Raw genomic sequence first — 24760 nt, 5'->3', positions numbered from 1 at the left:
AACTGTGTGCGGAATCATGCTATACTAAGCTGGATAGCCATGAGCAGATCCTAAAGAGAGTGATAAGATTGAAAGAAAAACAGAAAGTCATTGTCATTATTGGTCCTACCGGGGTAGGAAAAACAAATTTAAGCATTGAAATCGCCAAACGGCTAAATGGGGAAATCATCAGCGGTGATTCGATGCAGATTTATAAAGGAATGGATATAGGTACCGCTAAGATACGGGTGAATGAAATGCGGGGAATTCCCCATCACCTGATCGACATTAAGGATCCTGATGAAAGTTTTTCAGCGGCTGAATTTCAGATGCTTGCGAGAGAATGCATAACGGATATCTCTTCAAGAGGGAAAACGGCCATAGTAGCCGGGGGCACAGGTCTTTATATTCAGTCACTTCTGTACGATTATCAATTTTCTGAACAGCCATCTGATCCCGGATACAGAAGGCAAATGGAAAAAACCGCTGAAGAGAAGGGGTCTGATTACGTCCACTCCTTATTAAGAGAATGCGATCCGGAGTCGGCGAGCCGGATTCATCCAAATAACGAAAGAAGGGTTATCCGGGCGCTCGAGATTTTTTACAGCAGCGGCAAAACCATGACGGAGCAGCTGAAGCACCAAAAAAGAGAGGAACATTTTCATTCTGCCATTATAGGCTTGACGATGGACCGTGAAACCTTGTACTATCGAATTAACCACCGGGTTGATTCCATGATGGAGGAAGGCCTGCTGGAAGAAGTGACCCGGCTGTACGAATCCGGATTAACATCCGGGCAGGCAGTTCAGGCAATTGGATATAAGGAGATTTACCAGTACCTAAAGGGCGGTATGACTCTGGAGGAAGCGGTGGAACAGCTGAAACAGAACTCCAGAAGGTATGCTAAACGGCAGCTTACCTGGTTTCGGAATAAGATGGATGTCGAGTGGTTTGATATGACTCCTCCAGCTGATCCACAACAGAAGCTTGACGAAATTTTTACATATATAGCAGGAAAGCTTCATCTTTAATCGAATAGTAACCTTATAGAGAAACGAGGAGGACAAATCATGAAACAAGCAATCAATATTCAGGACCAGTTTTTAAACCAGCTGCGCAAGGATGGAATCTTTGTAACAGTATTCCTCTTAAATGGATTTCAGCTCAGAGGGCTGATCAAAGGATTTGATAATTTTACTGTCCTGCTTGAAACGGAAGGCAAGCAGCAGTTAATTTATAAGCACGCGATTTCTACATTTGCTCCGCAGAAAAACATCCAGCTCGAAACGGAATAAAGATAGCTGATTTGCCGCATGCCATAATGGTATGCGGTTTTTGTTTGTACTTATTCTATGGCTTCAGACAAGTTCTCCGTGAATACACATAAAAAGATCAGCTCTTTTCCATTGCTTAAATCATCGTTTACTTTGACAGTCCGGGAGCCTCTCCTCCTGAATAAAGCTGAATCGGGTCCCGATTGCCTTGAATTCGGTTGTTGGATTGAACATAAGACTATAGGCATTTGTCACGGCCGGAACAGATGCTGCGTATAGTATGGTAGAAAGCAGAGGTGACTCTTTTGGATCAGGCTGTAACCTATAAGAATAACGGACAGATTAACATTATTCTCAATGGACAAACGAAGGCGGGAAAGGAAGCTGACTCGAAAGGATATGATCTGGTGCTTCCTAAAACCGATTATAAACATGCGATTCTCAAGCAGATTGAAGAAGAAATGGGCACCCTTGTCGGCATGGAAGAAATGAAGCGAAACATCAAGGAAATATATGCGTGGATATATGTCAGCCAAAAACGTGAAGAACAAGGGCTGAAAGCAGGCAAACAGGCGCTTCATATGATGTTTAAAGGAAATCCGGGGACAGGAAAAACGACGGTAGCGAGACTGATCGGCAAGCTGTTCTGCCAGATGAATGTTTTATCAAAGGGGCATTTGATTGAAGCGGAGCGGGCGGATCTGGTTGGAGAATACATTGGCCATACGGCTCAGAAAACGAGAGACTTAATTAAGCGCGCGCTCGGTGGGATCCTCTTTATTGATGAAGCCTACTCCCTTGCCCGGGGAGGGGAAAAGGATTTCGGCAAAGAGGCAATCGACACGCTGGTTAAGCATATGGAAGATAAGCAGCATGAATTTATCCTTATTCTTGCGGGGTATTCAAGAGAAATGGATCAATTTCTGTCGATTAATCCAGGTCTCCATTCAAGATTTCCGCTCGTCATCGACTTTCCGGATTATACGGTGGACCAGCTGATGGATATCTCGAAACGAATGATTGAGGAAAGGGAATATTCGTGGAGCCGGGAGGCGGAGTGGAAGCTTAAAGACCATCTGATGGCTGTCAAAAGCATGACGCAGCCATCTAAATTCAGCAATGGAAGGTATATAAGAAATGTCATTGAAAAATCAATCAGAGCCCAGGCAATGAGGCTGCTGATGGCGGATAAATATCACCGGGATGAACTGGTCACAATTAAGGCGCAGGATCTGATCCTTCGGGAAGAAAAACCGCAATAGCGGTTTTTTTTGATTGATGGAGCGATGTATGGCTGTACTTGGTTTTGACATGAAACGTCGAATAGGGACAAATAGTGCAGAAAAATAGGTTTTAGCGAAGTAAAATGGGGTATAAGGTACTGGGGGATATCACACCAAAATTCCGGGAACAAAATGAATTCTGAATGTTTAAAAAGTTGGGAGGGAGCCTTTTGAAGAGAAAATGGGGCATGTATGCAAAAATCATCATCCTTGCTTTTATGCTCTCGCTAGCCGGCTGCGGTCAATCAGGAGAGGGAAAAGTAAGACTGGACTTCATGTGGTTCTCTGATGGCGGAGAAGGAGAGGTCATGAAAGAAATTATCGAAAACTATGAAAAACAGCACCCTGAAGTGGATATCAATCTGGTGGAAGTTGCTTTTAAGGATGTTAAAACAAAGCTGAAAACAATGATAGCAGGGGGCAAACCCCCAGCATTGGTACGAATAAATGATACATATGAATTTGCGGATCATGCCATTGATTTAACAGAATACGTCGGGGATAAGGATAAATTCATCGGGCAGTTTGAGGATTCTATCCAGCCGTTTTATGTCATCAACGACCGGATCATCGCCGCTCCGATGGATATAACAGCGAATGGGATGTATTACAATAAAGATTTATTTAAGAAAGCCGGAGTAGAGGTGCCGGCTTCTCCGGAAGAGGTTTGGACATGGGACGAGTTCCGCACGGCTCTGCAGCAAATCAAAGCAAGCGGAGAAGCACGGTATCCGATGGTATGGGATTTTTCCGGACACCGCTGGTCCACAATGATGTACGAATATGGGGGCAGCTTATTCGATAAGGATTTGACAAAGGCTGCAGTCAACAGCCCTGAAGCAGTCAATGCCCTGGCAGAATTTAAAGACATGCATGAGGAAGGACTGATCCCCGACTCTGTATGGCTTGGCGGGGAGAATCCGAACAATCTGTTCCGTTCAGGTACTGTGGCGGTTCACTTAGCGGGCAACTGGATGATGGGCAGCTACAAAGATATCACTCATTTTGACTGGGGTGTGACGTATCTTCCGAAAGAAGAACGGCGGTCTTCAGTTCCGGGCGGCAAATATGTAATGGGACTGAAAAATACAGGGGTGGAGAAAGAAACAGCAGAATTCATTCAATATCTGTCCACAAAAGAAGTCAACGCCGAATACATTGAGAAGTCGTTGTTTCTGAGTGCGAGAAAAGATAACAAAGACCTCAGCTATCCAATGGATGACAAGCTGTTTGCTGTGTTTACGGATGAGTTTAAGAACACTTCTCCCCAAGCGGCAAAAGACTGGGGAAACCAAAAAGTTATGACAAAAAATGCCGGAGATCTGACAACAGGTATTTCGAAAGCGCTTAAAGGGGAGCTGACGCCTCAGGAAGCTCTCGACGAAGTAGCTAAAATCTTCGATGAAACGATTAAACAGAACAATAAACAGCCGTAAAGGGGGGACATTCCATGGTCGTAGAAAAATCCAAGTCCGTATCCGTACCGATGAAAAAAATGAAAGAGCAAAGCATTAAAAGCGATCAGCGAAAAAGAAAATGGGCTCCTTATTTATTCATCCTCCCGAATCTCCTGATCTTTTTAACGTTCATTATTATACCTGCACTTATGGGGTTCATTTATTCATTTACGAGTTACAACGGCGTTTCCAGTATGACGTTTATCGGTATGGAGAACTATATCCGGCTTTTTAATAATGCGGAATTCTGGAAAATTTTAATGAACACGCTCATTTACGCAGCTCTTGTTGTTCCGCTCGTTTACGCAATCTCGCTCGGAATTGCGATGCTGATGATTAAGGAAGTAAAAGCGAGAGGGTTATTCAGAGCCATCATATTCTGGCCGACTATGATTTCGTTTATTATCGTTGGGTTATCGTGGAAATGGATTTTCGGAGACAGCTTTGGAATTGTTACGTATTTGCTTGAAGCAGGGGAACTGCCTTCCATTAAATGGCTATCAGATCCTGCCATTGCAAAAATTACGATTGTGATTGCCACAGTTTGGGCTCGGGTTGGGTTCTTTATGGTAATTTTTATCGCAGGACTTCAAAGCATACCGGCTGCTCATTATGAAGCAGCCCAGATCGATGGTGCGAACAGAATCCAGCTTTTTTGGAAAATCACACTGCCGCTGCTAAAGCCCACAAGCCTTTTGGTTTTCATGCTGTTAATCGTGGAATCCGTTAAAGCGTATCCGCTGATCTTTTCTCTGACAGGCGGAGGTCCGGCGAAGGAGACAACTCTCATGGTGCAGTACATTTTTGAATTTGGATTCACAAAAAGCGAAGTAGGATATGCGAGTGCGATGTCGGTTGTGCTGTTCGTATTGATAGGTGTTTTTACAGTCATTCAATTCAAATGGGCACAAGGAGGGAAAATCAATTGACACAAAGAGCAGGCTTCTTCACTTACTTTGCCTTAATCGTATTGGCGCTCCTTTTTATTGCTCCTGTCCTATGGATCTTCCTGTCTTCCATAAAAGGCCCGATTGATTTGTATTCATGGCCGCCAAAGTTTTTGCCGGACTCGCTGTCATTCGAAAACTTTACAGCCGCCTTCAGTAAAGGAAATTTCGGATTATATTTCTTAAACAGTGCAATCGTTGCTGTATCAGCGACCGTTTTAACCCTGTTTATCAATACGATGGCGGGCTACGCTCTTTCTAAATTCCGGTTTAAAGGGGATACGTTGATTCTGTTTTTATTTCTGTCTACATTGATGATTCCGATTGAAGTCATCATGACGCCGATTTTTACAGTTATCAGCAAGCTCGGACTATACAACAATCTGCTTGGGCTTATTATTCCTCCGGCAGCTACTCCAATGGGGGTCTTCCTGATCCGCCAATACTTGCTCACGGTACCGGATGATCTATTAGAGGCGGCGAGGATGGACGGTGCAGGCGAATGGAGAATTTTCTGGACCATTATTGTTCCGATCGCCAGACCGGTCATAGCGGTTCTGACTATTTTTTCATTCATGTGGAGATGGGATGACTTTATCTGGCCGCTCATAGTGATCAGTGATCCGTCGAAATATACGATTCAGCTGGCACTGGCCAACTTCATCGGTGAATTCAGAGTGGACTGGGGAAGCCTTCTTGCGATGTCGGTGGTGACGATGATTCCAATTCTGATTGTATTTTTGATTTTCCAAAAACAGTTTATTAAAGGGATTGCTACCTCGGGGATGAAAGATTAAATATTACCTGACCGGACGTTTTGCCGTTCAATGTTCCAGGATCAAAAGGTTCAAGGAGTCAAGGCGGAGACCCGTATATTCTCCGTCTTGAAGGTATAAGAATAGGAACCGCAAGAGAAGTGATTGGGTGAAATGATGTTGTATGAGGGAAACCTGGATGAGGCCGTTCATCCTGGCCGTAAAATCATGGGGGTTCACAAAATTGCTTAGGAAAATAACAGCGAGGGGACGAGATGGTTGAAAATAGCACTTACTGCGGACTCAGAAATAAAAAAGTGGTTCGGTGTCTAATGGCGGGGCGGCAGCTAAACCTGCGGCCCTATCCATCTTTACCGAAAGTACTTGAAACTCCCTTTACTTGAAATGTTATTGCTCCAGATCGGTTTTTTGCTCTTCGTTTATCCTCCTGGCAGGAAGTCTCCAATTGAAGGTGTAGGATAAAATCCTAAGCAAGGTAATGACTGCGAACAATGTGTAGAGCTCAAGCGGTGAGGCCGCCCATCCAACACCGATGAAGAGTCCTCCGATAATCGCCCAGGCGGCGTAAATTTCTGCTCTGAGCACTAAGGGCTTTCTTCTCGCCAGCAAATCCCGCACGATCCCTCCGCCGCTTCCGGTCAAAACAGCTGCCACAATGACAGCGCTTAATGGATGCTGCATTTCTGCGGCATACAGCGCACCCTGAATGGCAAAAGCGGATAATCCAATCGCATCAGTGAAATTTCCCCAGCGATTCCAATGTTTCATCAGCATCCGGGGAAAGATGAAGACGAGCGTAATTGAAAAAAGGGCGACCTGAAAATACAAACCCTGCTCCCAAAGGGCGGAAACGGGTACGCCGATCAGCAGGTTGCGGATTGCGCCACCCCCAAAGGCTGTTACAATGCCTAGTATATATACACCAAGAATGTCATATTCTTCTTCCATCGCAACGATTGCCCCGCTTATGGCAAAGGCCGCGGTACCAATGATGCTCAGCACTTCCCACGTCATAGCATTTCTCCTTAATCAATAATGCAGCCGTATAGATTTTATCCGGAGTTTCTCTTTAAATCAATGATTTTTTTTCAAATTCATTGTAAAAATGGTATGATTAATTTTATCCTTAAGAATCAGAAAAAGGCAGGAATGCAGATTGAATGAATTATCACAAACTCAGCCCGAAAAGGCGATTATCGTTGGCTGCCACTTACCTTATGTAACAGAAGAGCACTTCCACTATTCACTGGAAGAGCTGAAATCACTCATTAAAACAGCTAAAGGCATCGCTCTTGCTTCCGTTACTCAAAAACGCGACAGGCTTCACCCTGCCACTTGTATCGGAAAAGGCAAACTCAGTGAACTGAAAGCGCTTGTTGAGGAACTCGAACCGGATGCCGTAATTTTTAATGGAGAACTTTCTCCAAGTCAAATCCGCAATCTATCCAGAGAGTTAGAAGTAAAAGTGATTGACCGGACTCAGCTGATCCTGGATATATTTGCACAGCGTGCACAGACAAGGGAAGGTAAGCTCCAGGTTGAACTCGCGCAGCTGGATTATCTTTTGCCCAGGCTTTCCGGACAGGGGATTCACTTGTCAAGGCAGGGAGGGGGCATCGGAACTAGAGGCCCAGGTGAGACGCAGCTTGAAACGGACCGAAGACATATCAGCAGGAGAATGGTTGAGATTAAACAGCAGCTGAAAACCGTTACCAGCCACCGGTCAAGGTACCGCGAGCGCCGTAAACGGAATCAGGCTTTTCAAATTGCCCTTGTAGGGTATACAAATGCCGGGAAATCGACCCTGTTTAACCGTTTGACAGAAGCAGACAGCTATGAGGAAAATCTTCTTTTTGCGACCCTTGATCCGATGACCCGGAAAATGGGTCTTCCAAGCGGTTATCAGGCCTTGCTGACTGACACGGTTGGTTTCATTCAGGATTTGCCAACCACTCTGGTTGCGGCTTTCCGTTCTACTTTGGAAGAAGCAAAGGAAGCGGATTTAATTCTTCATGTCGTGGACACATCCAGTGAAGACAGCATGAACCATGAGAAAACGGTTTTCCGTCTGCTGGATGAACTGGAAGCAAGTTCAATACCGAGGCTGACCGTCTATAACAAAAGGGATAAAGTACTCCCGGAGTTTACACCGAATACTTCAGATCCATACGTATTGATCAGCGCTCTGAATAAAGAAGATGTAAACCAATTAAAAGAAAAAATGGAAGAACAGGTTAAAAAGGAAATGGTTCCTTATTCAATGGAACTTGCAGCCGGCGAAGGAAGGCTGATCGCTCAGCTGAAACGGGACACCATAGTCCGTTCGTTCCAATTTATTGAAGAAAAAGAAGCATATGAGATTTCCGGCTATGCACGGGAAGGTGACTCCAAGCTTCCAGCTAAAGAATCAGCAGATGAGGATGAATGGTAAAATGTTTAATCGGCTAAAACATGGAGATCAGCTTGAGCCGCTGATCTCTGAGACGGAAAAAGAAATTGCTCACGTACATAAAAAGATTGATGAACGGATTGAGATCAATCAATACCGCGTGCTGGAAAGCTATCAAAAGCATAAAGTGAGTGACTCTAATTTTATGCCCTCCACCGGCTATGGCTACGATGACATTGGAAGAGATACACTGGAAAAAATCTATGCTGATGTGTTTGGAGCGGAAGCCGCCTTGGTTCGTCCGCAGATTATTTCAGGCACCCATGCAATCTCGATTGCTTTATTCGGGGTATTAAGGCCGGGGGACGAGCTCATTTACCTGACAGGAAAACCTTACGATACACTGGAGGAAATTGTCGGGATAAGGGGATCAGGCATTGGTTCTTTAAAAGAATTCGGCATTAGCTATCAGACTGTAGACCTTCTAGAAAGCGGGAAGCCGAATTTAGAAGCTGCCGCAAAGGCTATCACGGAAAAAACAAAAATGGTTGGAATACAGCGCTCAAAAGGGTATGCAAACCGTCCATCCTTCACAATTGATGAAATAAATGAAATGGCTGCCTATGTCAGATCCATCGATCCTGAAATCATCGTTTTTGTTGACAACTGCTATGGGGAATTTATTGAAGAATTGGAACCTTGCCATGCAGGGGCAGACTTAATCGCAGGCTCCCTAATAAAGAATCCCGGCGGCGGCCTTGCTAAAACGGGAGGGTACATAGCCGGAAGAAAGGATCTTGTAACAGCTTGCTCATACCGAATGACTTCTCCAGGGATCGGTGCTGAAGCGGGTGCTTCTCTTTACAGCCTCCAGGAAATGTATCAGGGTTTTTTCCTTGCTCCTCATGTAGCCGGGCAAGCGCTTAAAGGGGCTATATTCACAGCTTCCATCCTGGAAAAAGCCGGTTTGAAAACTTCTCCTTCCTGGAACGCTCCCAGAACAGACTTAATTCAGTCTGTGCAATTTGACGATCCTGACCGGATGGTTGCTTTCTGCCAGGCTATCCAATTTGCATCGCCTATTAATTCGCATGTTACTCCATATCCGAGCTATATGCCGGGCTATGAAGACGATGTGATCATGGCAGCCGGAACATTTATTCAGGGGGCAAGCATTGAACTTTCGGCAGACGGCCCGCTGAGAGCTCCTTATACGGCCTACGTTCAGGGCGGGCTCACTTATTCGCATGTCAAAATTGCTATTTGTTCAGCTCTGGATGCGCTGCTGGAAAAACGATTAATAACGATATAAAGAGCGGGCTTCCCGCTCTTTTGCTGTATAAAAAGACCTGTAATTATCCGGATTAAGGAAGAAATCCAGGTCAATCAACTTTAATGTCACATTTCCTTACATATCCTTGACACATAATATAACATTGAATATAATAGCAGTAAGATTTGATAAGGAGGAAAAGGAATGGGTGATAATGTCAGACGCTCAATGCCTTTGTTTCCAATAGGGATTGTTATGCAGCTTACGGAATTGTCTGCCAGGCAAATCCGCTACTATGAGGAGCATGATCTCGTATTTCCAGCCCGTACAGAAGGCAATCGCCGCATGTATTCGTTCAATGATGTCGATCAGCTGCTGGAAATTAAAAGTCTGATTGAAAAAGGCGTAAATCTGGCGGGAATTAAACAAATCTTTGCAAGGAAAGAATCTCCTGCTGTTCAGCATGCTGAACCTGTCAAAGCAGATAAACCGGATCTGACGGACGAGGAGCTGAGAAAGCTTTTAAAAGCCGACTTGGCCCAAGGAAGCCGTTTCAACCGGCCAACACTTAGGCAGGGAGATATGTCCCGATTCTTTCATTAATTATTCGTGAGCACCATTTAATTGTTTAAATAAAATTGTATTCGAATTGGGAGGAAATGATTATGTCAAAGTATACCAAGGAAGACATCGTAAAGTTAGTGGAGGAAAACAACGTCAAGTACATCCGCCTGCAGTTCACGGATATTCTGGGCACCATCAAGAACGTAGAGATCCCTGTAAGCCAGCTTGAAAAGGCACTGGAAAACAAAATGATGTTCGACGGGTCCTCTATTGAAGGCTTCGTACGCATTGAAGAATCTGATATGAACTTGTATCCGGATCTTGATACGTTCGTCATTTTTCCTTGGACATCTGAAAAGGGAAAAGTTGCCCGCTTCATCTGTGACATTTACAATCCGGATGGCACTCCGTTCGAAGGAGATCCGCGTGCGAATCTTAAACGCGTACTTGGAGAAATGGAAGAGCTTGGCTTTACGGATTTCAACCTTGGGCCTGAACCTGAATTTTTCCTCTTTAAGTTGGATGAGAGAGGCGAGCCGACTCTAGAATTAAACGATAAAGGCGGATACTTTGACCTTGCCCCGACAGATCTTGGTGAAAACTGCCGCCGCGACATCGTGCTTGAGCTTGAAGAGATGGGCTTTGAAATTGAAGCATCCCACCATGAAGTGGCTCCGGGCCAGCATGAAATCGATTTTAAATATGCCAGTGCGATCAGAGCCTGTGATGATATTCAGACATTTAAGCTTGTCGTTAAAACCATTGCCCGTAAGCATGGCCTGCATGCTACGTTCATGCCAAAGCCTCTGTTCGGTGTGAATGGATCCGGTATGCACTGTAACCTCTCCCTTTTCAAAGAAGGAAAAAATGCCTTTTTTGATGAAACTGGAGATCTGCAGATGAGCGATACAGCACGCCAGTTCATCGCCGGCATCATTAAGAACGCTACAGGCTTTACAGCTGTGACGAACCCTACAGTGAACTCCTATAAGCGTCTTGTGCCAGGCTATGAAGCGCCTTGCTATGTAGCATGGTCCGCCCGTAACCGCAGTCCGCTGATCCGGATCCCGGCATCCCGCGGCATCTCTACCCGTGTTGAGGTCCGCAGTGTTGACCCGGCAGCGAATCCTTACCTTGCGATGGCCGTTCTTCTGGCCGCTGGACTTGATGGAATCAAGAACGGATTGACTCCTCCTAAGCCGATCGACCGCAACATCTATGTGATGAACAAAGAAGAGCGTCTGGAAAACGGCATCGTCGATTTGCCATCCACATTGGCTGGAGCACTTGAAGCTCTCAAATCCAATGAAGTGATCGTAAAAGCGCTTGGAGAACATTTGTTCGAACACTTTATCGAAGCGAAAGAAATCGAATGGGATATGTTCCGTACGCAAGTGCACCCTTGGGAGCGCGAGCAGTACATGAGCATGTACTAAAATTCAAAAACCCTGATACCAATGGTGTCAGGGTTTTTTTGTGAAAAAGGCTTTTGTACTATTTCTGTCGAATACCTAGAAAAATGTAAAAGAAAGGACAGTAGAAAATTTTTAAAAAGTTACTTGCGGCAAGAAAATCTATAAAGAACTGAGGGGAAATCGATGTCTCAAGATGGCATTGTTCTAGTTGTAACTGTATCCATCATAAATGATGATAAAGTGTTGATCATAAGGGAGAATAAACCTGCCGCAGTCAATAAATGGACCTTTCCGGGTGGTCATGTTGAATATGGCGAGTACATTCTCTATGCTGCCCAAAGGGAAGTGAAAGAGGAAACAGGATACGACATAAAACTGATTGGGACTACTGGCGTATATAATTTTATCAGTAATACAAACAATCAAGTGATCCTGTTTCATTTTATTGGTGAAATTACTGGTGGGCGGTTAAAGCTCGAAGAAGAAGGGGTTACTGACAGCAGGTGGATTAAGGTGGCTGACTTTGCAGAATATAAAGATGAAGATTTAAGGGAACCACATTTAATAAAGCAAATAATTGATAACTTACTAAATAAAAAGATATATCCAATCAGTACTTTTAACGAAAAACTGGGCAAATGATGGTTATTAAGAATGCACTGCAGAAAGGAAAACACGAAACGAATTCGAATCATTTGACCTGTGTAACGTTTTATTATAAGATAGTTGACGAGTCAATGATTGACCTATCAACTATGTAAGATTCTATTCCAGAAAGGGAGGTTGCTATTGAAAGAATGGTGTGCAGAGGATGACGAACTATTCCACAGACTTTATGAAGTCAATAAAAGGATCGTGCCTAAATTTGAGCGCTGCACAGGCCTCAGCCAGTCCCGTCTGGAGATCCTGCATAAGCTTTATGAAAAAGAGGAAATGACCCAGCGGGAATTGCAGAAAGCTGTTCAGATCGATCATGCAGCCGTGACAAGGCATTTGAAGCAGCTCGAGGAAAGAGGAAGCGTCTCCCGCCGCAAGAATCCGGAGGATACTCGTTTCACGTATGTGAAGCTGACCGATGAAGGGCGCAGAAAAATGGATGCTTACCGCGAGGAGAAACAAAAATTTGTTTCCAATGTGTTAAAAGGTTTTACTGAAGAAGAGCGGAGCAGCTTAAGAGGAATGCTGACTAGGCTGCAGCAAAATATAGAAGACATCGAATAATGCACTTCACATCTTAGAAAAACAGAAGGAGAATGATCTATGATTACCAACGACTTTAAACAAATCATCACAGGGCGCCGCTCCATCCGAAGCTACGACCCTGCTGTAAAAATCAGCAAAGAGAAAATGACGGAGATCCTGACGGAAGCAGCGCTGGCTCCTTCATCTGTTAATATGCAGCCATGGAGATTTCTTGTCATTGATTCTGAAGAAGGAAAAGCAAAGCTTGCACCTCTTGCTAAATTCAACCAGACTCAAGTAGCCACTTCTTCAGCTGTTATTGCAGTTTTTGCAGATATGCAAAGCGATCTTTATTTAGATGAAATTTATGATACGGCTGTAGAAAAAGGCTTAATGCCTGCTGAAGTACGCGACCGTCAAGTCCCGGCCATCAAAGGATTCTTTGAGAACAGCTCATACGACCAGCTGAAAGAGATGAACCTGATTGACTCTGGGCTTGTTTCCATGCAGCTGATGCTTGCGGCACGCGCACATGGGTATGATACAAACCCGATCGGCGGCTATGAAAAAGATCAGATCGCAGAAGCTTTCGGGATGGATAAAGAACGCTATTATCCTGTAATGCTGCTGTCCATCGGAAAAGCAGCGGATCAAGGCTATCAGTCCTACCGCCTGCCAACTGAAAAAATTACCGAGTGGAAATAAGAATAGAAAAGGAGAATGAAAATGATCATTATTCATGCAGAATTTCAAGTAAAGCCAGAGAAGGAAACTGAATTTTTAACAGAAATCACAGCACTTGTATCCGCTTCAAGAGAAGAGAGCGGCAATGTTTCCTATGAATTAATGAAAAGCACTGAGCGCGATTATGTCTACACGATGGTGGAGCTATGGAGCGGTCAGGAAGAGGTTCAAAGCCATAACGAAAGCGCACATTTTCAGGCATTTGTTGAAAAAGCACCGCAATACCTTGCGGCTCCACTGACGGCAAAAGTTTTTGCAGGAGAAGAAATCAAACGATAAGATTAGAACCCCCGCTAAAATGCAGCGGGGGTTTTTTATTGCGAAAGGCCTGTTCGTTTAAGGTGAGTCCCTATTTTTTCCTGGACTGGAACAGCTATTAAGAAAACTGATGAACATCATAAAAGAAAAATATTTTACTAATGCTAAAATTTTCTGTAAAATTAACTGGGAATCTATTTATCAGGGTTAACAAGGGTACTGACTACGTTGAAAGCCGACTTATTTTATCGGTATAATCGTGATATCGCATGAATTCACGCAGACGAATGAGGTGTAAAGATTGCCATTACATGTAACGAACAGTCCATTCAATCAGGAGCAGGCTGATCTGCTGAACCAGCTTCTGCCATCTTTAAACCCGTCACAAAAAATGTGGCTTGCCGGGTATCTGGCTGCCATTGACCAAGATGCTTCATCTGGTACTGCTGTTACACAGCAGCAAAATGAATCTGCTCCTGTATCTAAAGAAGTCACCATCTTATATGGATCTCAGACAGGGAACGCCCAGGGACTGGCTGCAAAAAGCGGCAAAAAACTGGAGGAGAACGGATTTAAAGTAACCGTGTCCTCCATGAACGATTTTAAACCGAATTCTCTGAAAAAGCTTGAAAATCTACTCATTGCTGTAAGTACACACGGGGAAGGCGACCCGCCGGACAATGCTCTGACTTTCCATGAATTTCTGCATGGAAAGCGCGCACCGAAACTGGAAGGTTTGCGTTATTCAGTACTGTCGCTCGGAGACAGTTCGTACGAGAAATTCTGCCAGACAGGAAAAGAATTTGACTTGAGGCTGGAAGAGCTGGGAGCAAGCAGGCTTGCACCGCGCACAGACTGCGACTTGGATTATGACGAACCAGCTGCTGAGTGGCTTGACAAAGTATTGGCTGAATTGCAGGGAGCAGCCGCACAGCCTGTTTCCAATAATAAAGAAATTACCTACTCAGGCGAAAGCACGTATACGCGGACAAATCCATTTTATGCAGAAATATTAGAAAGCATCAATCTCAACGGGCGTGGCTCAGACAAGGAAACGACCCATTTGGAGCTCTCGCTTGAAGGTTCCGGCCTCTCCTATGAGCCAGGGGACAGTCTGGGAATTTACCCGGAAAACGACCCGGCTCTCGTGAACCTTATAATAGATGAAATGAAATGGGACGAAAATGAAACCGTAAAGGTCAACAAGCAGGGAGAGACTAAATCTCTTAAAGAGGCGTTGACTTCGAACTTTGAAATTACCGTCCTGACTAAACCGCTTCTTGAACAGTCATCCCAGCTGACAGACAGCAAAGAGCTGAAAGAGCTGCTGTCAGAAGGGCATGAGGAAGAGCTGAAAACCTATCTGAAAGGCCGCGATCTGCTCGACCTGCTCCGTGATTATGGACCATGGAAAGGATCGGCACAGGATTTGTTATCGATTCTCCGTAAAATTCCGGGCCGCCTTTACTCGATCGCGAGCAGTCTGGAAGCAAATCCTGAAGAAGTGCATCTTACAATTGGAGCCGTCCGCTATGAGTCATACGGCCGTTCCCGGAGCGGGGTGTGTTCCATCCTCTGTGCAGAGCGGCTTCAGCCGGGAGATAAACTACCGGTCTACGTCCAGTCCAACCAGAACTTTAAGCTCCCTGAAAACGGAGATACCCCGATCATTATGATCGGTCCCGGCACTGGTATCGCGCCTTTCCGTTCATTTATGCAGGAGCGCGAGGAAAAAGGGGCAGGCGGAAGATCGTGGCTGTTCTTCGGCGACCGCCATTTTGTCACAGATTTCCTTTACCAGACAGAGTGGCAGAAATGGATCAAAGACGGTGTCCTGACAAAAATGAATGTAGCGTTCTCAAGAGATACAGCAGAGAAGGTTTATGTACAGCACAGAATGCTCGAGAACAGTAAAGAATTATATGAATGGATTCAAAGCGGTGCCGCCGTTTACGTATGCGGGGATGAGAAGAATATGGCGCATGACGTTCATAACAGCCTTATCACCATCATTGCCAAAGAAGGCAATATGGGAAAAGAAGAGGCGGAAAAATACATCGCCGCCATGCAGCAGGAAAAACGGTACCAGCGGGACGTGTATTAAACGTCATGGAAAGGAGCTCGATCGAATATGTCTAAGCGAATCTTAACTGCCCCAGAAGGCAGCCCGAGCGATGTTGAACGCATAAAACAAGAGAGCAGGTTTTTGCGCGGGACTCTCGAGGAATCGATGCTCGAGCAAATCAGCAGCGGCATCTCAGATGATGATAACAGATTAATGAAATTTCACGGCAGCTATCTGCAGGATGACCGGGATCTCCGCATTGAGCGTCAAAAACAAAAGCTTGAACCTGCATACCAGTTTATGCTGAGGGTACGTCTTCCGGGAGGGGTGGCCACACCGGAACAATGGCTCGTCATGGATGACCTGGCAGACAGAAACGGCAATGGAACCCTGAAACTAACGACGAGAATGACCTTTCAGATGCACGGTGTTTTAAAGTGGAACATGAAGAATACGATCAAGGAAATCCATCAATCCATGATGGACACGATCGCAGCATGCGGAGACGTAAACCGGAACGTGATGTGCAATCCGAATCCTTATCAGTCAGAAATCCATCATGAAGTGTACGAATGGTCCAAAAAGCTGAGTGAGCATTTGCTCCCTAAGACGAGGGCATACCACGAAATCTGGCTGGATGAAGAAAAGGTAACAGGGGAGGAAGAGTTTTCTGAACCGATGTACGGTCCGCTTTATTTGCCGAGGAAATTTAAGATCGGCATCGCCGTTCCGCCTTCTAACGATATTGATGTCTACTCGCAGGACCTTGGTTTTATCGCGATCGTCGAGAAGGGTCTGCTGAAAGGCTTTAATGTGATGATTGGCGGAGGAATGGGGATGTCTCATGGAGATAAGGAGACCTATCCTCAAATCGGTAAAATCATCGGCTTCTGCACCCCGGATAAAATTCTGGAGCTGTCGGAAAAGATCATTACCATCCAGCGGGATTACGGCAACCGTTCTGAAAGAAAGAACGCACGTTTTAAGTATACAGTCGACCGCCTCGGCCTGGAAACCGTGAAAGAGGAGCTGGAAGAGAGGCTCGGCTGGAAGCTCGGGCAGCCTGAAGATTTTCATTTTGACCATAACGGGGACCGTTATGGCTGGGTGGAAGGAACAGAAGGCACATGGCATTATACGTTGTTTGTAGAAGGCGGCCGTGTGGCGGACTTTGAAGGTTACCAGCTTAAGACAGGCTTAAAAGAGATCGCGAGAGTGCATACCGGCGATTTCCGCCTTACTGCCAATCAAAATGTTATCATCGCGAATGTAGCTGCTGAAAAGAAGGCGGAAATTGAAGGGCTCATTCAAGCATACGGCTTAACAGACGGAGCCCATCACTCTGCACTCCGCCGGAGTTCGATGGCATGTGTAGCACTCCCGACATGCGGTCTGGCTATGGCCGAGGCGGAGCGTTACCTTCCAGAGCTGATCAGCAGGATTGAAGAAATTGTGGATATAAACGGTCTTCGGGGAGAAGAGATCACCATCCGCATGACCGGCTGTCCGAACGGATGTGCCCGCCATGCACTGGGGGAAATCGGCTTTATCGGAAAAGCTCCCGGAAAGTATAACATGTACTTGGGAGCAGCCTTTGACGGCAGCCGGCTCAGCAAAATGTACAAAGAGAACATTGGAGAAGAAGAAATTCTGAATGAGCTCGGGCAGCTTTTGCCCCGCTACGCAAAGGAAAGAGAACAAGGAGAACATTTTGGGGATTATGTCATCCGTGCCGGCATCATCGGGGCAACGACTGACGGAACCAACTTTCATGCGTTATAAAAAAGAAGATGGCTGCCAGCCATCTTCTTTTTATGCAGAAAAAAAGCCTGTCCTGACGAACAAGGCTCTCAATGCACCGTACGATATACGCCAATCACTTTTCCTAAGATTGAAACATTCCGCAGGATAATAGGCTCCATGGATGAATTTTCCGGCTGAAGCCTGATATAATCCTTTTCTCTGAAAAAGCGCTTGACGGTTGCTTCATCATCTTCCGTCATGGCGACCACGATCTCTCCATTATTAGCAGACTGCTGCTGGCGGACTATCACAAGGTCTCCGTCCAGAATTCCCGCTTCAATCATACTGTCTCCTACAACTTCAAGCATAAATACATGGTCATCAGGAGGGACCAGACGTTCGGGCAGCGGGAAATATTCTTCAATGTTTTCTACTGCTGTAATAGGAACCCCTGCTGTAACCTTCCCGATAATCGGGATGTTGACAGCGCTGCTTTTTGGAATTTCCAGTTCTTCGTTCAGTACTTCAATCGCTCTCGGCTTAGTGGGGTCTCTCCGTATCAATCCTTTATTCTCGAGCCGCGCAAGGTGGCCATGCACGGTAGAGCTTGAGGCAAGGCCTACGGCCAAGCCAATTTCACGGACGGAGGGAGGATAGCCTTTGCTTTTGACTTCCTGTTTAATAAATTCCAGAATGTCCTGTTGCCTTTTTGATAGTTTGCTCATCCTTAGCACCTCAGAGTAAGTAATTTATAGTTATTATAGCATGATTTACCTGCATATACAAACATAAGTTCGAAAACCTCTTGACTGGGAATGTTTGTTCGGATTATAATGAATTTATCAAAATACGAACAAACATTCTGGAGGGATTCAAATGTCTAAAATTACATTTGCTTACATTTCTGTTTTCGCACTTCTTGTTGGAGGAATTTTATACGCAGCCGCTGATAAAGGGAACAGCAGCCTGCTTGAAAAATATGCTAAAATAGAAATCCGTGAAGGCGATACGCTGTGGGATCTTGCGGAAGAGCTCAAAGGCAGACATGATCTTACAAGTACTGAATTCGTGGAGTGGGTCAACAAGGAGAACAGGATGACTTCCCTCGTCATTAAACCTGGCGAAGAGCTGTATATACCGGTTAAAAAAGAAGAAGTGTATAAAATAGATGCGAAGATGATAGCTTCAGAAGAGTAGGTGGTTGTTTGAAAGCGATAATTTACTGCAGGGTGAGCACAGATAAGGCAGAACAGGAGACATCGCTGCAGAGGCAAAAGGAAGAACTCTCCTCGCTTGCAGAAGAGCACGGGATGGAACCGGTGCAGACCATCATGGAGAAAGCCAGCGGCTATGAAATAGAGAGAGAGGGGATCCTTACCCTTCTTGATGCGGTGAAAAAAAGAGAAGCAGAGGCGATACTCATTCAGGATGAGACAAGGCTTGGGAGGGGCAGTGCCAGAATGGCCATCCTTCATTTTCTGTATAAAGAAAAGGCTAAAGTATTTACGATTTCACATCAGGGAGAGCACCAGCTTTCTGAAGCGGATTCAATGGTCCTTGAAATAGTGGGTATTGTAGAGGAGTACCAAAGGAAAATACATAATTTAAAGATTAAACGGGGAATGAAGCGTGCAGTAGAAAATGGCTACCGTCCCCAGGAAAACCTGACAGATCTCTCCTCAGGCGGAAGGAAAGACAAAATAGATGTTCCTATCGAGGATATTATCCGTCTTAGGGCAAGCAAACTCACCTTTGCAGAAATTGCCGCTACCCTTAGAGGATTTGGATATTCCGTTTCAAAAGCAACCGTTCATCGGCGATACCAGGAGTATACGGAAGAAACAAAGGCAGCCGAACAGGAGAACTAATCTGTTTGTTTGCCTTTTTCTCATATATTTTGTACGATGTCACTACTAACTTTAGTTTTGATGCAGGAACTTTGCTTTTGGCAGAGCCGGTTTATAAAGGAGAATCAATATGCTTTCTAAAGAAAAAATCGACAGAATCAATGCTCTTTCAAGAAAGTCCAAATCCGAGGGGCTTACGGAAAAGGAGCTTCTTGAACAAAAGAGACTCCGTGAAGAGTACCTCCGTGCTTTTAGGGGTTCTATGAAGAACACGCTGAAAAGTGTAACGGTTGTAGACCCTGAGGGAAATGATGTAACTCCACAAAAATTGAAAAATGAAAAGAATAAAAGATTGCATTAACCAGGGCCTGTTGAAATTAACAGGCCTATTGGTTGTACATTTTCTTTTCTACGGATATGATAAGAGGGTAAATTGTTCACGAAAGGATGGTTATTATGACATTATCTACTATTGATTCATTATCCATTGCTACAATTCGTACGTTATCCATTGATGCAATTGAAAAAGCAAAATCAGGGCATCCGGGAATGCCGATGGGTTCCGCTCCAATGACATATAAGCTTTGGGTAGATTTTATGAAGCAAAACCCCGGCAACCCAAATTGGTTTAACCGTGACCGGTTTGTTCTTTCAGCCGGACATGGCTCTATGCTTCTTTACAGCATGCTTCATTTATCCGGATACGATGTTTCCATGGAGGATTTAAAATCATTCCGTCAGTGGGACAGCAAAACTCCGGGACATCCTGAATTCGGGCACACTCCGGGAGTTGACGCAACGACTGGTCCGCTTGGACAGGGAATTGGAATGGCTGTCGGCATGGCAATGGCTGAACGGCACCTTGCTCATACATATAACAGAGGTTCATACAACATCGTAGACCATCATACATTTGCCGTTTGCGGAGACGGAGATTTAATGGAAGGAATCTCTTCTGAAGCTTCGTCATTTGCCGGCCACTTAAAGCTTGGCAGGTTAATTGTTCTTTATGATTCCAATGATATCTCTCTTGACGGGGATCTTGACCGCTCTTTCAGCGAAAACGTCCAGCAGCGCTTTGAGGCGATGGGCTGGCAGGTTCTGCGTGTAGAGGATGGAAATGATACGGATGAAATAGGCCGGGCTATTGAAGAAGCCAAAAAGAACGAAGATCAGCCGACTCTCATCGAAGTAAAAACGACAATCGGCTTTGGTTCTCCAAACCGTGCAGGAACATCAGGGGTACACGGTGCACCGCTCGGAGCAGAGGAAACGAAGCTTACAAAAGAAGCATACAAGTGGACTTTCGAAAAGGATTTCCATGTACCGGATGAAGTGTATGAACATTTCAGCAAAACCATTAAAGACCATGGGGCTCAGGCTGAGCAAGAGTGGAATGAACTTTTTGAGGATTATAAAAAAGAGTATCCTGAGCTTGCAGAAGAGCTGACAAGGGCCATCCACGGCGAGCTTCCTGAAGGATGGGACGCGGATATTCCTGTCTATGAGACAGGTGCAGGACTCGCTTCCAGAGCTTCTTCAGGAGAAGTGCTTAATGCGATAGCCAAAAATGTGCCTTACCTGTTTGGAGGCTCTGCTGACCTTGCAGGTTCAAATAAGACAACAATTAAAAATGTAGAGGACTTCACGGCGGATAACTACAGCGGGCGCAACATCTGGTTCGGTGTCAGGGAATTCTCAATGGGTGCTGCTCTTAATGGCATGACTCTGCATGGCGGCCTAAAGGTTTTCGGAGGAACATTCTTCGTATTCTCTGATTACCTGCGTCCGGCTATTCGTCTTGCTGCGCTTATGAACCTTCCTGTGACCTTTGTCTTTACACACGACAGCATTGCCGTTGGGGAAGACGGCCCAACGCATGAGCCGATTGAACAGCTCGCTTCTCTGCGCGCCATGCCAAACCTTGATGTTATCAGACCCGCAGATGGCAACGAAGTAGCTGCGGCCTGGAAACTGGCAGTAACATCAGAATCAAGTCCAACGGCTCTTGTCCTTTCAAGACAGGATCTTCCGACGCTGGAGCATTCTGCAGAACTTGCTGCTTCAGGAGTGGAAAAAGGAGCTTACATCGTTTCTCCTGCCGATAAAGAGCAGGCAGATGTGCTTCTGCTGGCTTCAGGATCTGAGGTTGGTCTAGCGGTAGAAGCTCAGAAAGCACTTTTGCAGGAGGGCATCCACGCTTCAGTTGTCAGCATGCCATCCTGGAAAAGGTTTGAAGAGCAATCAGAAGAATACAAACGCTCCGTTCTTCCAAAAGAAGTTAAAAAGCGTCTTGCTATCGAGGTTGCGTCTCCGCTTGGCTGGGAACGTTACACAGGAGATGAAGGGGATGTACTTGGAATCAATCGTTTTGGGGCATCAGCACCTGGCAGCACAATTATGAAAGAATTTGGATTCACCTCTGAGAATGTAGCAGCGAGAGTCAAAGCGTTACTGAATAAATAGGATTTATTGATCGAGTGTTCGTTTTCACACCTGTTGACTGGAACGGAAGGCAACCTGGGAGGAACCTTGCCGCTCGCCTTCAAGCTGTAATCAACAGTCAAGTTAACAGAGCTGATCAATTAGAGGAGAAGAGGAGCCGGCATTATACCGGCTCTTCTTTTATCTCTATTCGACATAATTAGTGGTTCCTCTCTCCGTATTAAGACACTCTTCACTCCATCCATCCCGTTATAATGAGTAAAAGGGCGGCATCGGCTTAGGAGGGATTACCATTGAGGCATTACTATGTGTATTTTATGGAAGAGGAGATTGCAAGTCATTATTTTGGCAAGGAATCAAAAATTTTTGATCTAATCCGCACGTATCATTGGACAAGCATACATGATGAGCGTTACTCATTGCTTAAACAGCAGGTTGAGTATATATCGAAGCCTATTCCTTCAAAATCGATTCATCAGCTGCTGAACGGATTTTTAATGATGAGAAAGGGGTACAGGCAGCTTGGAGACTTGCACAGAATCGTGTTAAATGGCGATCCTGGACAGGCTACCCTTCTGATTAAAGAGAGGTATCTGGAAATTGATGCCCAGGGCAGCTTTGAAGCTGAGACTATATTTTTTGAAATTCTCCGTAAAATGAATCCCTGTTTTCTCGCAATGGACTTTCAATCAAGAAGATATGGCTGGCTAAACCCGATATCGGAAAGAAAATTTGTCTAAAAAAGCAGAAATTAGGCAGGAATTATTGTATAATTGCCGAGGGTTTAGTAGACTGTAAACGAGAGAACTTGAAGGAGGAACTACCATGGCTTTATGGCTCGGCATTACACTGATTATAGTTGCTCTTTTGGGCGGCGTGGCGCTGGGTTTCTTTATCGCTCGCAGATACATGATGAGCTATTTGAAAAAGAATCCGCCAATTAATGAAAATATGCTACGGATGATGATGATGCAGATGGGAATGAAACCGTCCCAGAAGAAAATCAACCAAATGATGAAGGCGATGAACAATCAACAGTTGAAGTAGACCCTTGTGGCTGCAGGGTTTATCGCTTAACGATAGATACTCGAAGACACATTTGCAGGCTTGCTTTTACTGTGAGGTAAATTCTATATAGGAATTTATTGAAATGAATCTGTACTTTCCCGAACCACTTATTCTGTTGGCAGCTTAGCCTATGGATGGTGGTTCTTCGTCTTATACAGGAGTTTATTTTCCGCTGCGGCCGTTCGCTTATCCCTATACAGAAACAGCCACCAAGAAATGTGCATGAGTGCCTGCAGAAAGATCATTTGCTTCTTACCAAATCGGTTAACCGATCATTCTTTCAATAAACGAAATAAATGAACGATTGAATTCGTATATAATAAAAGAAATGACCGATAGTGGCCATCTCTTTTCTGACAAAATTATAAGCTGATCCGCTGTCCGTTATTGGAAGACTGAAACTGCTGGTACTCATAGAGCATTTTATCGAGTTCCTGACTGTAACGAATGGTAATCGATGAAGACATACCGTTTTTATCAGCTATTTCATTAAGTTCTACCCGTTTCTGTTCAATCTCTTTAAGTATACTTTTTTTCATCGCTGCGATAAATCCCTTCTATATGAACTGCTGCTTGCACCTGGAATTCGGTTGGAGCAGGAGATGTAATAATCTTATTAAATTATAAGGGCATTTACTGAATTCTTCTATATGCTGGATTTAACTGTAAGAAAATTGACATATCCCTGTCATAAAGTGAAACAATTATATCTTGCTGCACTTGATAAAATAGAGATAGGGAATTTTATTGCAAGGAAGGGACTGCATAAACATAAACACTTGGTCAATCAGGAAACGGAGGGGGAGAATGAATGAGTGACGTGAATGTGCTTCTTTCTTTCGGTGCGGGGTTTCTGTCGTTTATTTCACCGTGCTGCTTGCCTGTGTATCCGGCATTTTTATCATACATAACCGGGGTAACTGTATCGGATTTAAAACATCATCAGGGGATGCAGAATAGGCAGAGCCTGCTGCATACATTCTTCTTTTTACTTGGATTCTCTATTATATTTGTTGCGTTGGGGTACAGCGCTACTATTATCGGACGCTTTTTTATTGATTATCAGAATCTTTTGAGACAGCTCGGTGCTATTTTGATGATCGTAATGGGTTTTGTTACACTTGGAGTGTTTAGTCCGGCTCTGCTCTTGAAGGAGCGTAAATTTCAATTCAAAACCAGGCCGGCAGGGTACGCCGGTACTTTACTAATTGGTCTTGGTTTTGCCGCTGGCTGGTCACCGTGCATTGGACCCATTCTGACCTCAGTAATGGGACTTGCCAGTTCCCAGCCCGAATCCAGTGTTCTTTATATGGTAAGCTATGTGCTGGGATTTTCGGTTCCCTTTTTCCTAATGGCATTCTTCCTTGGAAAAATGAATTGGATAAAGCGTCACACCGGTGCCTTTATGAAAACAGGCGGGACTGTTATGCTGGGGATGGGACTTATCCTGTATTTTGACGGATTGTCCAGGATTATCATTTTTTTCACTGAGCTGACAGGTTTTTCAGGATTTTAGACCTATAAATTTATTATAAATGAGACAAATTTACTACATATTTCTTATGAATCTGTTATAATAAGGGCAGAAAAAGTGCTAAGCATGATGGGGAGGGGTAACATGGCGGGGATTTTAATCGTCGATGATGCCAAATTTATGAGAGTAACGCTGACCAGTATTTTAAATGGAGCCAACCACACGATTGCAGGAGAAGCTGAAAATGGGTTTGAAGCGGTCAGCAAATACAGGGAGCTTCTTCCCGATCTGGTTACACTTGATATTACAATGCCTGAAAAAAATGGGATTGAAGCCCTTAAAGAAATTATGAGGGAATTTCCGTCCGCCAAGGTGATTATGTGCTCTGCAATGGGACAGCAGAAGATGGTTGTGGAAGCCATTGAAGCAGGAGCAAAGGATTTTATAATTAAGCCATTTGATGCAAGCCGTGTGCTGGAAGCTGTGGATCGTGTATTAGGATAGTTCATTTGCCATTTAGAGTCTGTCTAAATGGTTTTTTTGTTCCGCAGCATGATAAAGGCGGACGAGTCATATG

The 24760-nt window shown here is 44.7% G+C and carries 27 protein-coding genes; 24 read left to right on the top strand and 3 right to left on the bottom strand.

All coding sequences use genetic code 11. The features are described from left to right. Positions 1-68 precede the first annotated feature (68 nt). The 6 genes from miaA (at position 69) to ACQCVE_RS03215 (ending at position 5737) form a co-directional block, all read left to right on the top strand. Positions 69-1010 carry a tRNA (adenosine(37)-N6)-dimethylallyltransferase MiaA gene (gene miaA / locus ACQCVE_RS03240; RefSeq protein WP_426861592.1) on the top strand — a complete coding sequence of 314 codons (942 nt, stop codon included), beginning with the start codon at positions 69-71 and terminating at the stop codon, positions 1008-1010. Between the two features lie 39 nt (positions 1011-1049). Beyond that, on the top strand, positions 1050-1274 hold the full coding sequence (gene hfq / locus ACQCVE_RS03235; RefSeq protein ID WP_426844356.1) for an RNA chaperone Hfq: 225 nt from the start codon (positions 1050-1052) through the stop codon (positions 1272-1274). Positions 1275-1549: 275 nt separating this feature from the next. Beyond that, positions 1550-2515, top strand: a complete 966-nt coding sequence (gene spoVK / locus ACQCVE_RS03230; protein ID WP_426844355.1) for a stage V sporulation protein K — start codon at positions 1550-1552, stop codon at positions 2513-2515. 191 nt (positions 2516-2706) lie between these two features. After that, entirely contained in the window at positions 2707-3972 is a 1266-nt protein-coding gene (locus ACQCVE_RS03225; protein ID WP_426861591.1) for an ABC transporter substrate-binding protein, read from the top strand. Positions 3973-3986: 14 nt separating this feature from the next. Then, positions 3987-4922, top strand: a complete 936-nt coding sequence (locus ACQCVE_RS03220) for a carbohydrate ABC transporter permease (protein WP_426861589.1) — start codon at positions 3987-3989, stop codon at positions 4920-4922. Beyond that, complete coding sequence (locus ACQCVE_RS03215; protein WP_426861587.1) at positions 4919-5737, top strand: carbohydrate ABC transporter permease; 819 nt, start codon at positions 4919-4921, stop codon at positions 5735-5737. Before ACQCVE_RS03220 ends, ACQCVE_RS03215 begins: the two co-directional genes overlap by 4 nt. A gap of 366 nt (positions 5738-6103) precedes the next feature. Here ACQCVE_RS03215 and ACQCVE_RS03210 read toward each other — a convergent pair whose 3' ends face one another. Continuing rightward, the gene (locus ACQCVE_RS03210; RefSeq protein WP_426861585.1) at positions 6104-6730 is read right to left on the bottom strand and encodes a trimeric intracellular cation channel family protein; all 627 of its coding nucleotides are present in this window, start codon (positions 6728-6730) and stop codon (positions 6104-6106) included. Between the two features lie 142 nt (positions 6731-6872). Here ACQCVE_RS03210 and hflX point away from each other — a divergent pair, with 142 nt between their 5' ends. The 10 genes from hflX (at position 6873) to cysI (ending at position 17388) form a co-directional block, all read left to right on the top strand. Beyond that, on the top strand, positions 6873-8147 hold the full coding sequence (gene hflX / locus ACQCVE_RS03205; RefSeq protein WP_426861583.1) for a GTPase HflX: 1275 nt from the start codon (positions 6873-6875) through the stop codon (positions 8145-8147). 1 nt (position 8148) lies between these two features. Beyond that, entirely contained in the window at positions 8149-9417 is a 1269-nt protein-coding gene (locus ACQCVE_RS03200) for an aminotransferase class I/II-fold pyridoxal phosphate-dependent enzyme (RefSeq protein WP_426861581.1), read from the top strand. Positions 9418-9582: 165 nt separating this feature from the next. Further along, the gene (locus ACQCVE_RS03195) at positions 9583-9981 is read left to right on the top strand and encodes a MerR family transcriptional regulator (protein WP_426844346.1); all 399 of its coding nucleotides are present in this window, start codon (positions 9583-9585) and stop codon (positions 9979-9981) included. 62 nt (positions 9982-10043) lie between these two features. After that, positions 10044-11378 (top strand): type I glutamate--ammonia ligase, encoded by a 1335-nt coding sequence (gene glnA, locus ACQCVE_RS03190; RefSeq protein ID WP_426844345.1) that lies wholly within the window; start codon positions 10044-10046, stop codon positions 11376-11378. Between the two features lie 162 nt (positions 11379-11540). Beyond that, positions 11541-11999 carry an NUDIX hydrolase gene (locus ACQCVE_RS03185; RefSeq protein ID WP_426844344.1) on the top strand — a complete coding sequence of 153 codons (459 nt, stop codon included), beginning with the start codon at positions 11541-11543 and terminating at the stop codon, positions 11997-11999. 147 nt (positions 12000-12146) lie between these two features. After that, entirely contained in the window at positions 12147-12578 is a 432-nt protein-coding gene (locus ACQCVE_RS03180; protein WP_426844343.1) for a MarR family winged helix-turn-helix transcriptional regulator, read from the top strand. 39 nt (positions 12579-12617) lie between these two features. Next, entirely contained in the window at positions 12618-13244 is a 627-nt protein-coding gene (locus ACQCVE_RS03175) for a nitroreductase family protein (RefSeq protein WP_426844342.1), read from the top strand. Between the two features lie 21 nt (positions 13245-13265). Continuing rightward, the gene (locus tag ACQCVE_RS03170; protein ID WP_426844340.1) at positions 13266-13562 is read left to right on the top strand and encodes a putative quinol monooxygenase; all 297 of its coding nucleotides are present in this window, start codon (positions 13266-13268) and stop codon (positions 13560-13562) included. A 280-nt stretch (positions 13563-13842) separates the two neighbouring features. After that, complete coding sequence (locus ACQCVE_RS03165) at positions 13843-15645, top strand: assimilatory sulfite reductase (NADPH) flavoprotein subunit (protein ID WP_426844339.1); 1803 nt, start codon at positions 13843-13845, stop codon at positions 15643-15645. 27 nt (positions 15646-15672) lie between these two features. Continuing rightward, positions 15673-17388 (top strand): assimilatory sulfite reductase (NADPH) hemoprotein subunit, encoded by a 1716-nt coding sequence (gene cysI, locus ACQCVE_RS03160; protein ID WP_426844338.1) that lies wholly within the window; start codon positions 15673-15675, stop codon positions 17386-17388. Between the two features lie 68 nt (positions 17389-17456). Here the strand turns inward: cysI and lexA are convergent, their stop codons facing one another. Next, positions 17457-18074, bottom strand: coding sequence for a transcriptional repressor LexA (gene lexA / locus ACQCVE_RS03155; protein ID WP_426844337.1), 618 nt, complete (start codon positions 18072-18074; stop codon positions 17457-17459). A 151-nt stretch (positions 18075-18225) separates the two neighbouring features. On the opposite strand from lexA, the gene yneA reads away from it, so the two are divergent. From yneA to ACQCVE_RS03125, 6 genes are all read left to right on the top strand, one after another. Beyond that, a complete protein-coding gene (gene yneA / locus ACQCVE_RS03150; protein ID WP_426844336.1) occupies positions 18226-18546 on the top strand; it encodes a cell division suppressor protein YneA in 321 nt (106 codons plus the stop codon). 8 nt (positions 18547-18554) lie between these two features. Next, entirely contained in the window at positions 18555-19217 is a 663-nt protein-coding gene (locus ACQCVE_RS03145) for a YneB family resolvase-like protein (protein WP_426844335.1), read from the top strand. 109 nt (positions 19218-19326) lie between these two features. Next, on the top strand, positions 19327-19557 hold the full coding sequence (locus ACQCVE_RS03140; RefSeq protein ID WP_426861579.1) for a DUF896 domain-containing protein: 231 nt from the start codon (positions 19327-19329) through the stop codon (positions 19555-19557). A gap of 95 nt (positions 19558-19652) precedes the next feature. Beyond that, the gene (tkt, locus tag ACQCVE_RS03135; RefSeq protein ID WP_426844333.1) at positions 19653-21662 is read left to right on the top strand and encodes a transketolase; all 2010 of its coding nucleotides are present in this window, start codon (positions 19653-19655) and stop codon (positions 21660-21662) included. Positions 21663-21934: 272 nt separating this feature from the next. Further along, on the top strand, positions 21935-22381 hold the full coding sequence (gene sirA / locus ACQCVE_RS03130) for a sporulation inhibitor of replication protein SirA (RefSeq protein ID WP_426844332.1): 447 nt from the start codon (positions 21935-21937) through the stop codon (positions 22379-22381). A gap of 85 nt (positions 22382-22466) precedes the next feature. Next, a complete protein-coding gene (locus tag ACQCVE_RS03125) occupies positions 22467-22688 on the top strand; it encodes a YneF family protein (protein ID WP_426844331.1) in 222 nt (73 codons plus the stop codon). Between the two features lie 383 nt (positions 22689-23071). Here ACQCVE_RS03125 and ACQCVE_RS03120 read toward each other — a convergent pair whose 3' ends face one another. Further along, a complete protein-coding gene (locus tag ACQCVE_RS03120; protein WP_426844330.1) occupies positions 23072-23248 on the bottom strand; it encodes an aspartyl-phosphate phosphatase Spo0E family protein in 177 nt (58 codons plus the stop codon). A gap of 272 nt (positions 23249-23520) precedes the next feature. On the opposite strand from ACQCVE_RS03120, the gene ACQCVE_RS03115 reads away from it, so the two are divergent. After that, positions 23521-24225, top strand: a complete 705-nt coding sequence (locus ACQCVE_RS03115) for a cytochrome c biogenesis CcdA family protein (RefSeq protein ID WP_426844329.1) — start codon at positions 23521-23523, stop codon at positions 24223-24225. Between the two features lie 102 nt (positions 24226-24327). Further along, positions 24328-24687: a response regulator gene (locus ACQCVE_RS03110; protein WP_426844328.1), complete on the top strand. Its 360-nt coding sequence runs from the start codon at positions 24328-24330 to the stop codon at positions 24685-24687. Positions 24688-24760: the final 73 nt, after the last annotated feature.

It is taken from the genome of Metabacillus sp. 113a (genome assembly GCF_050107635.1).
GTDB lineage: Bacteria > Bacillota > Bacilli > Bacillales > Bacillaceae > Metabacillus_B.
The sequence above is the reverse complement of the archived record's forward strand: the minus strand, read 5'-3'. Positions and strand labels throughout refer to the sequence as shown.

Excerpts from the sequence above, each read along its gene's own strand:
- ACQCVE_RS03120 (WP_426844330.1), bottom strand. The coding sequence starts at position 23,248 with ATGAAAAAAAGTATACTTAAAGAGATTGAACAGAAACGGGTAGAACTT.
- ACQCVE_RS03185 (WP_426844344.1), top strand. The coding sequence starts at position 11,541 with ATGTCTCAAGATGGCATTGTTCTAGTTGTAACTGTATCCATCATAAAT.
- cysI (WP_426844338.1), top strand. The coding sequence starts at position 15,673 with ATGTCTAAGCGAATCTTAACTGCCCCAGAAGGCAGCCCGAGCGATGTT.
- ACQCVE_RS03195 (WP_426844346.1), top strand. The coding sequence starts at position 9,583 with ATGGGTGATAATGTCAGACGCTCAATGCCTTTGTTTCCAATAGGGATT.
- ACQCVE_RS03200 (WP_426861581.1), top strand. The coding sequence starts at position 8,149 with ATGTTTAATCGGCTAAAACATGGAGATCAGCTTGAGCCGCTGATCTCT.
- ACQCVE_RS03210 (WP_426861585.1), bottom strand. The coding sequence starts at position 6,730 with ATGACGTGGGAAGTGCTGAGCATCATTGGTACCGCGGCCTTTGCCATA.
- glnA (WP_426844345.1), top strand. The coding sequence starts at position 10,044 with ATGTCAAAGTATACCAAGGAAGACATCGTAAAGTTAGTGGAGGAAAAC.
- yneA (WP_426844336.1), top strand. The coding sequence starts at position 18,226 with ATGTCTAAAATTACATTTGCTTACATTTCTGTTTTCGCACTTCTTGTT.
- ACQCVE_RS03110 (WP_426844328.1), top strand. The coding sequence starts at position 24,328 with ATGGCGGGGATTTTAATCGTCGATGATGCCAAATTTATGAGAGTAACG.
- ACQCVE_RS03115 (WP_426844329.1), top strand. The coding sequence starts at position 23,521 with ATGAGTGACGTGAATGTGCTTCTTTCTTTCGGTGCGGGGTTTCTGTCG.
- ACQCVE_RS03140 (WP_426861579.1), top strand. The coding sequence starts at position 19,327 with ATGCTTTCTAAAGAAAAAATCGACAGAATCAATGCTCTTTCAAGAAAG.
- ACQCVE_RS03125 (WP_426844331.1), top strand. The coding sequence starts at position 22,467 with ATGGCTTTATGGCTCGGCATTACACTGATTATAGTTGCTCTTTTGGGC.
- lexA (WP_426844337.1), bottom strand. The coding sequence starts at position 18,074 with ATGAGCAAACTATCAAAAAGGCAACAGGACATTCTGGAATTTATTAAA.
- ACQCVE_RS03220 (WP_426861589.1), top strand. The coding sequence starts at position 3,987 with ATGGTCGTAGAAAAATCCAAGTCCGTATCCGTACCGATGAAAAAAATG.
- hfq (WP_426844356.1), top strand. The coding sequence starts at position 1,050 with ATGAAACAAGCAATCAATATTCAGGACCAGTTTTTAAACCAGCTGCGC.
- ACQCVE_RS03175 (WP_426844342.1), top strand. The coding sequence starts at position 12,618 with ATGATTACCAACGACTTTAAACAAATCATCACAGGGCGCCGCTCCATC.
- ACQCVE_RS03170 (WP_426844340.1), top strand. The coding sequence starts at position 13,266 with ATGATCATTATTCATGCAGAATTTCAAGTAAAGCCAGAGAAGGAAACT.
- tkt (WP_426844333.1), top strand. The coding sequence starts at position 19,653 with ATGACATTATCTACTATTGATTCATTATCCATTGCTACAATTCGTACG.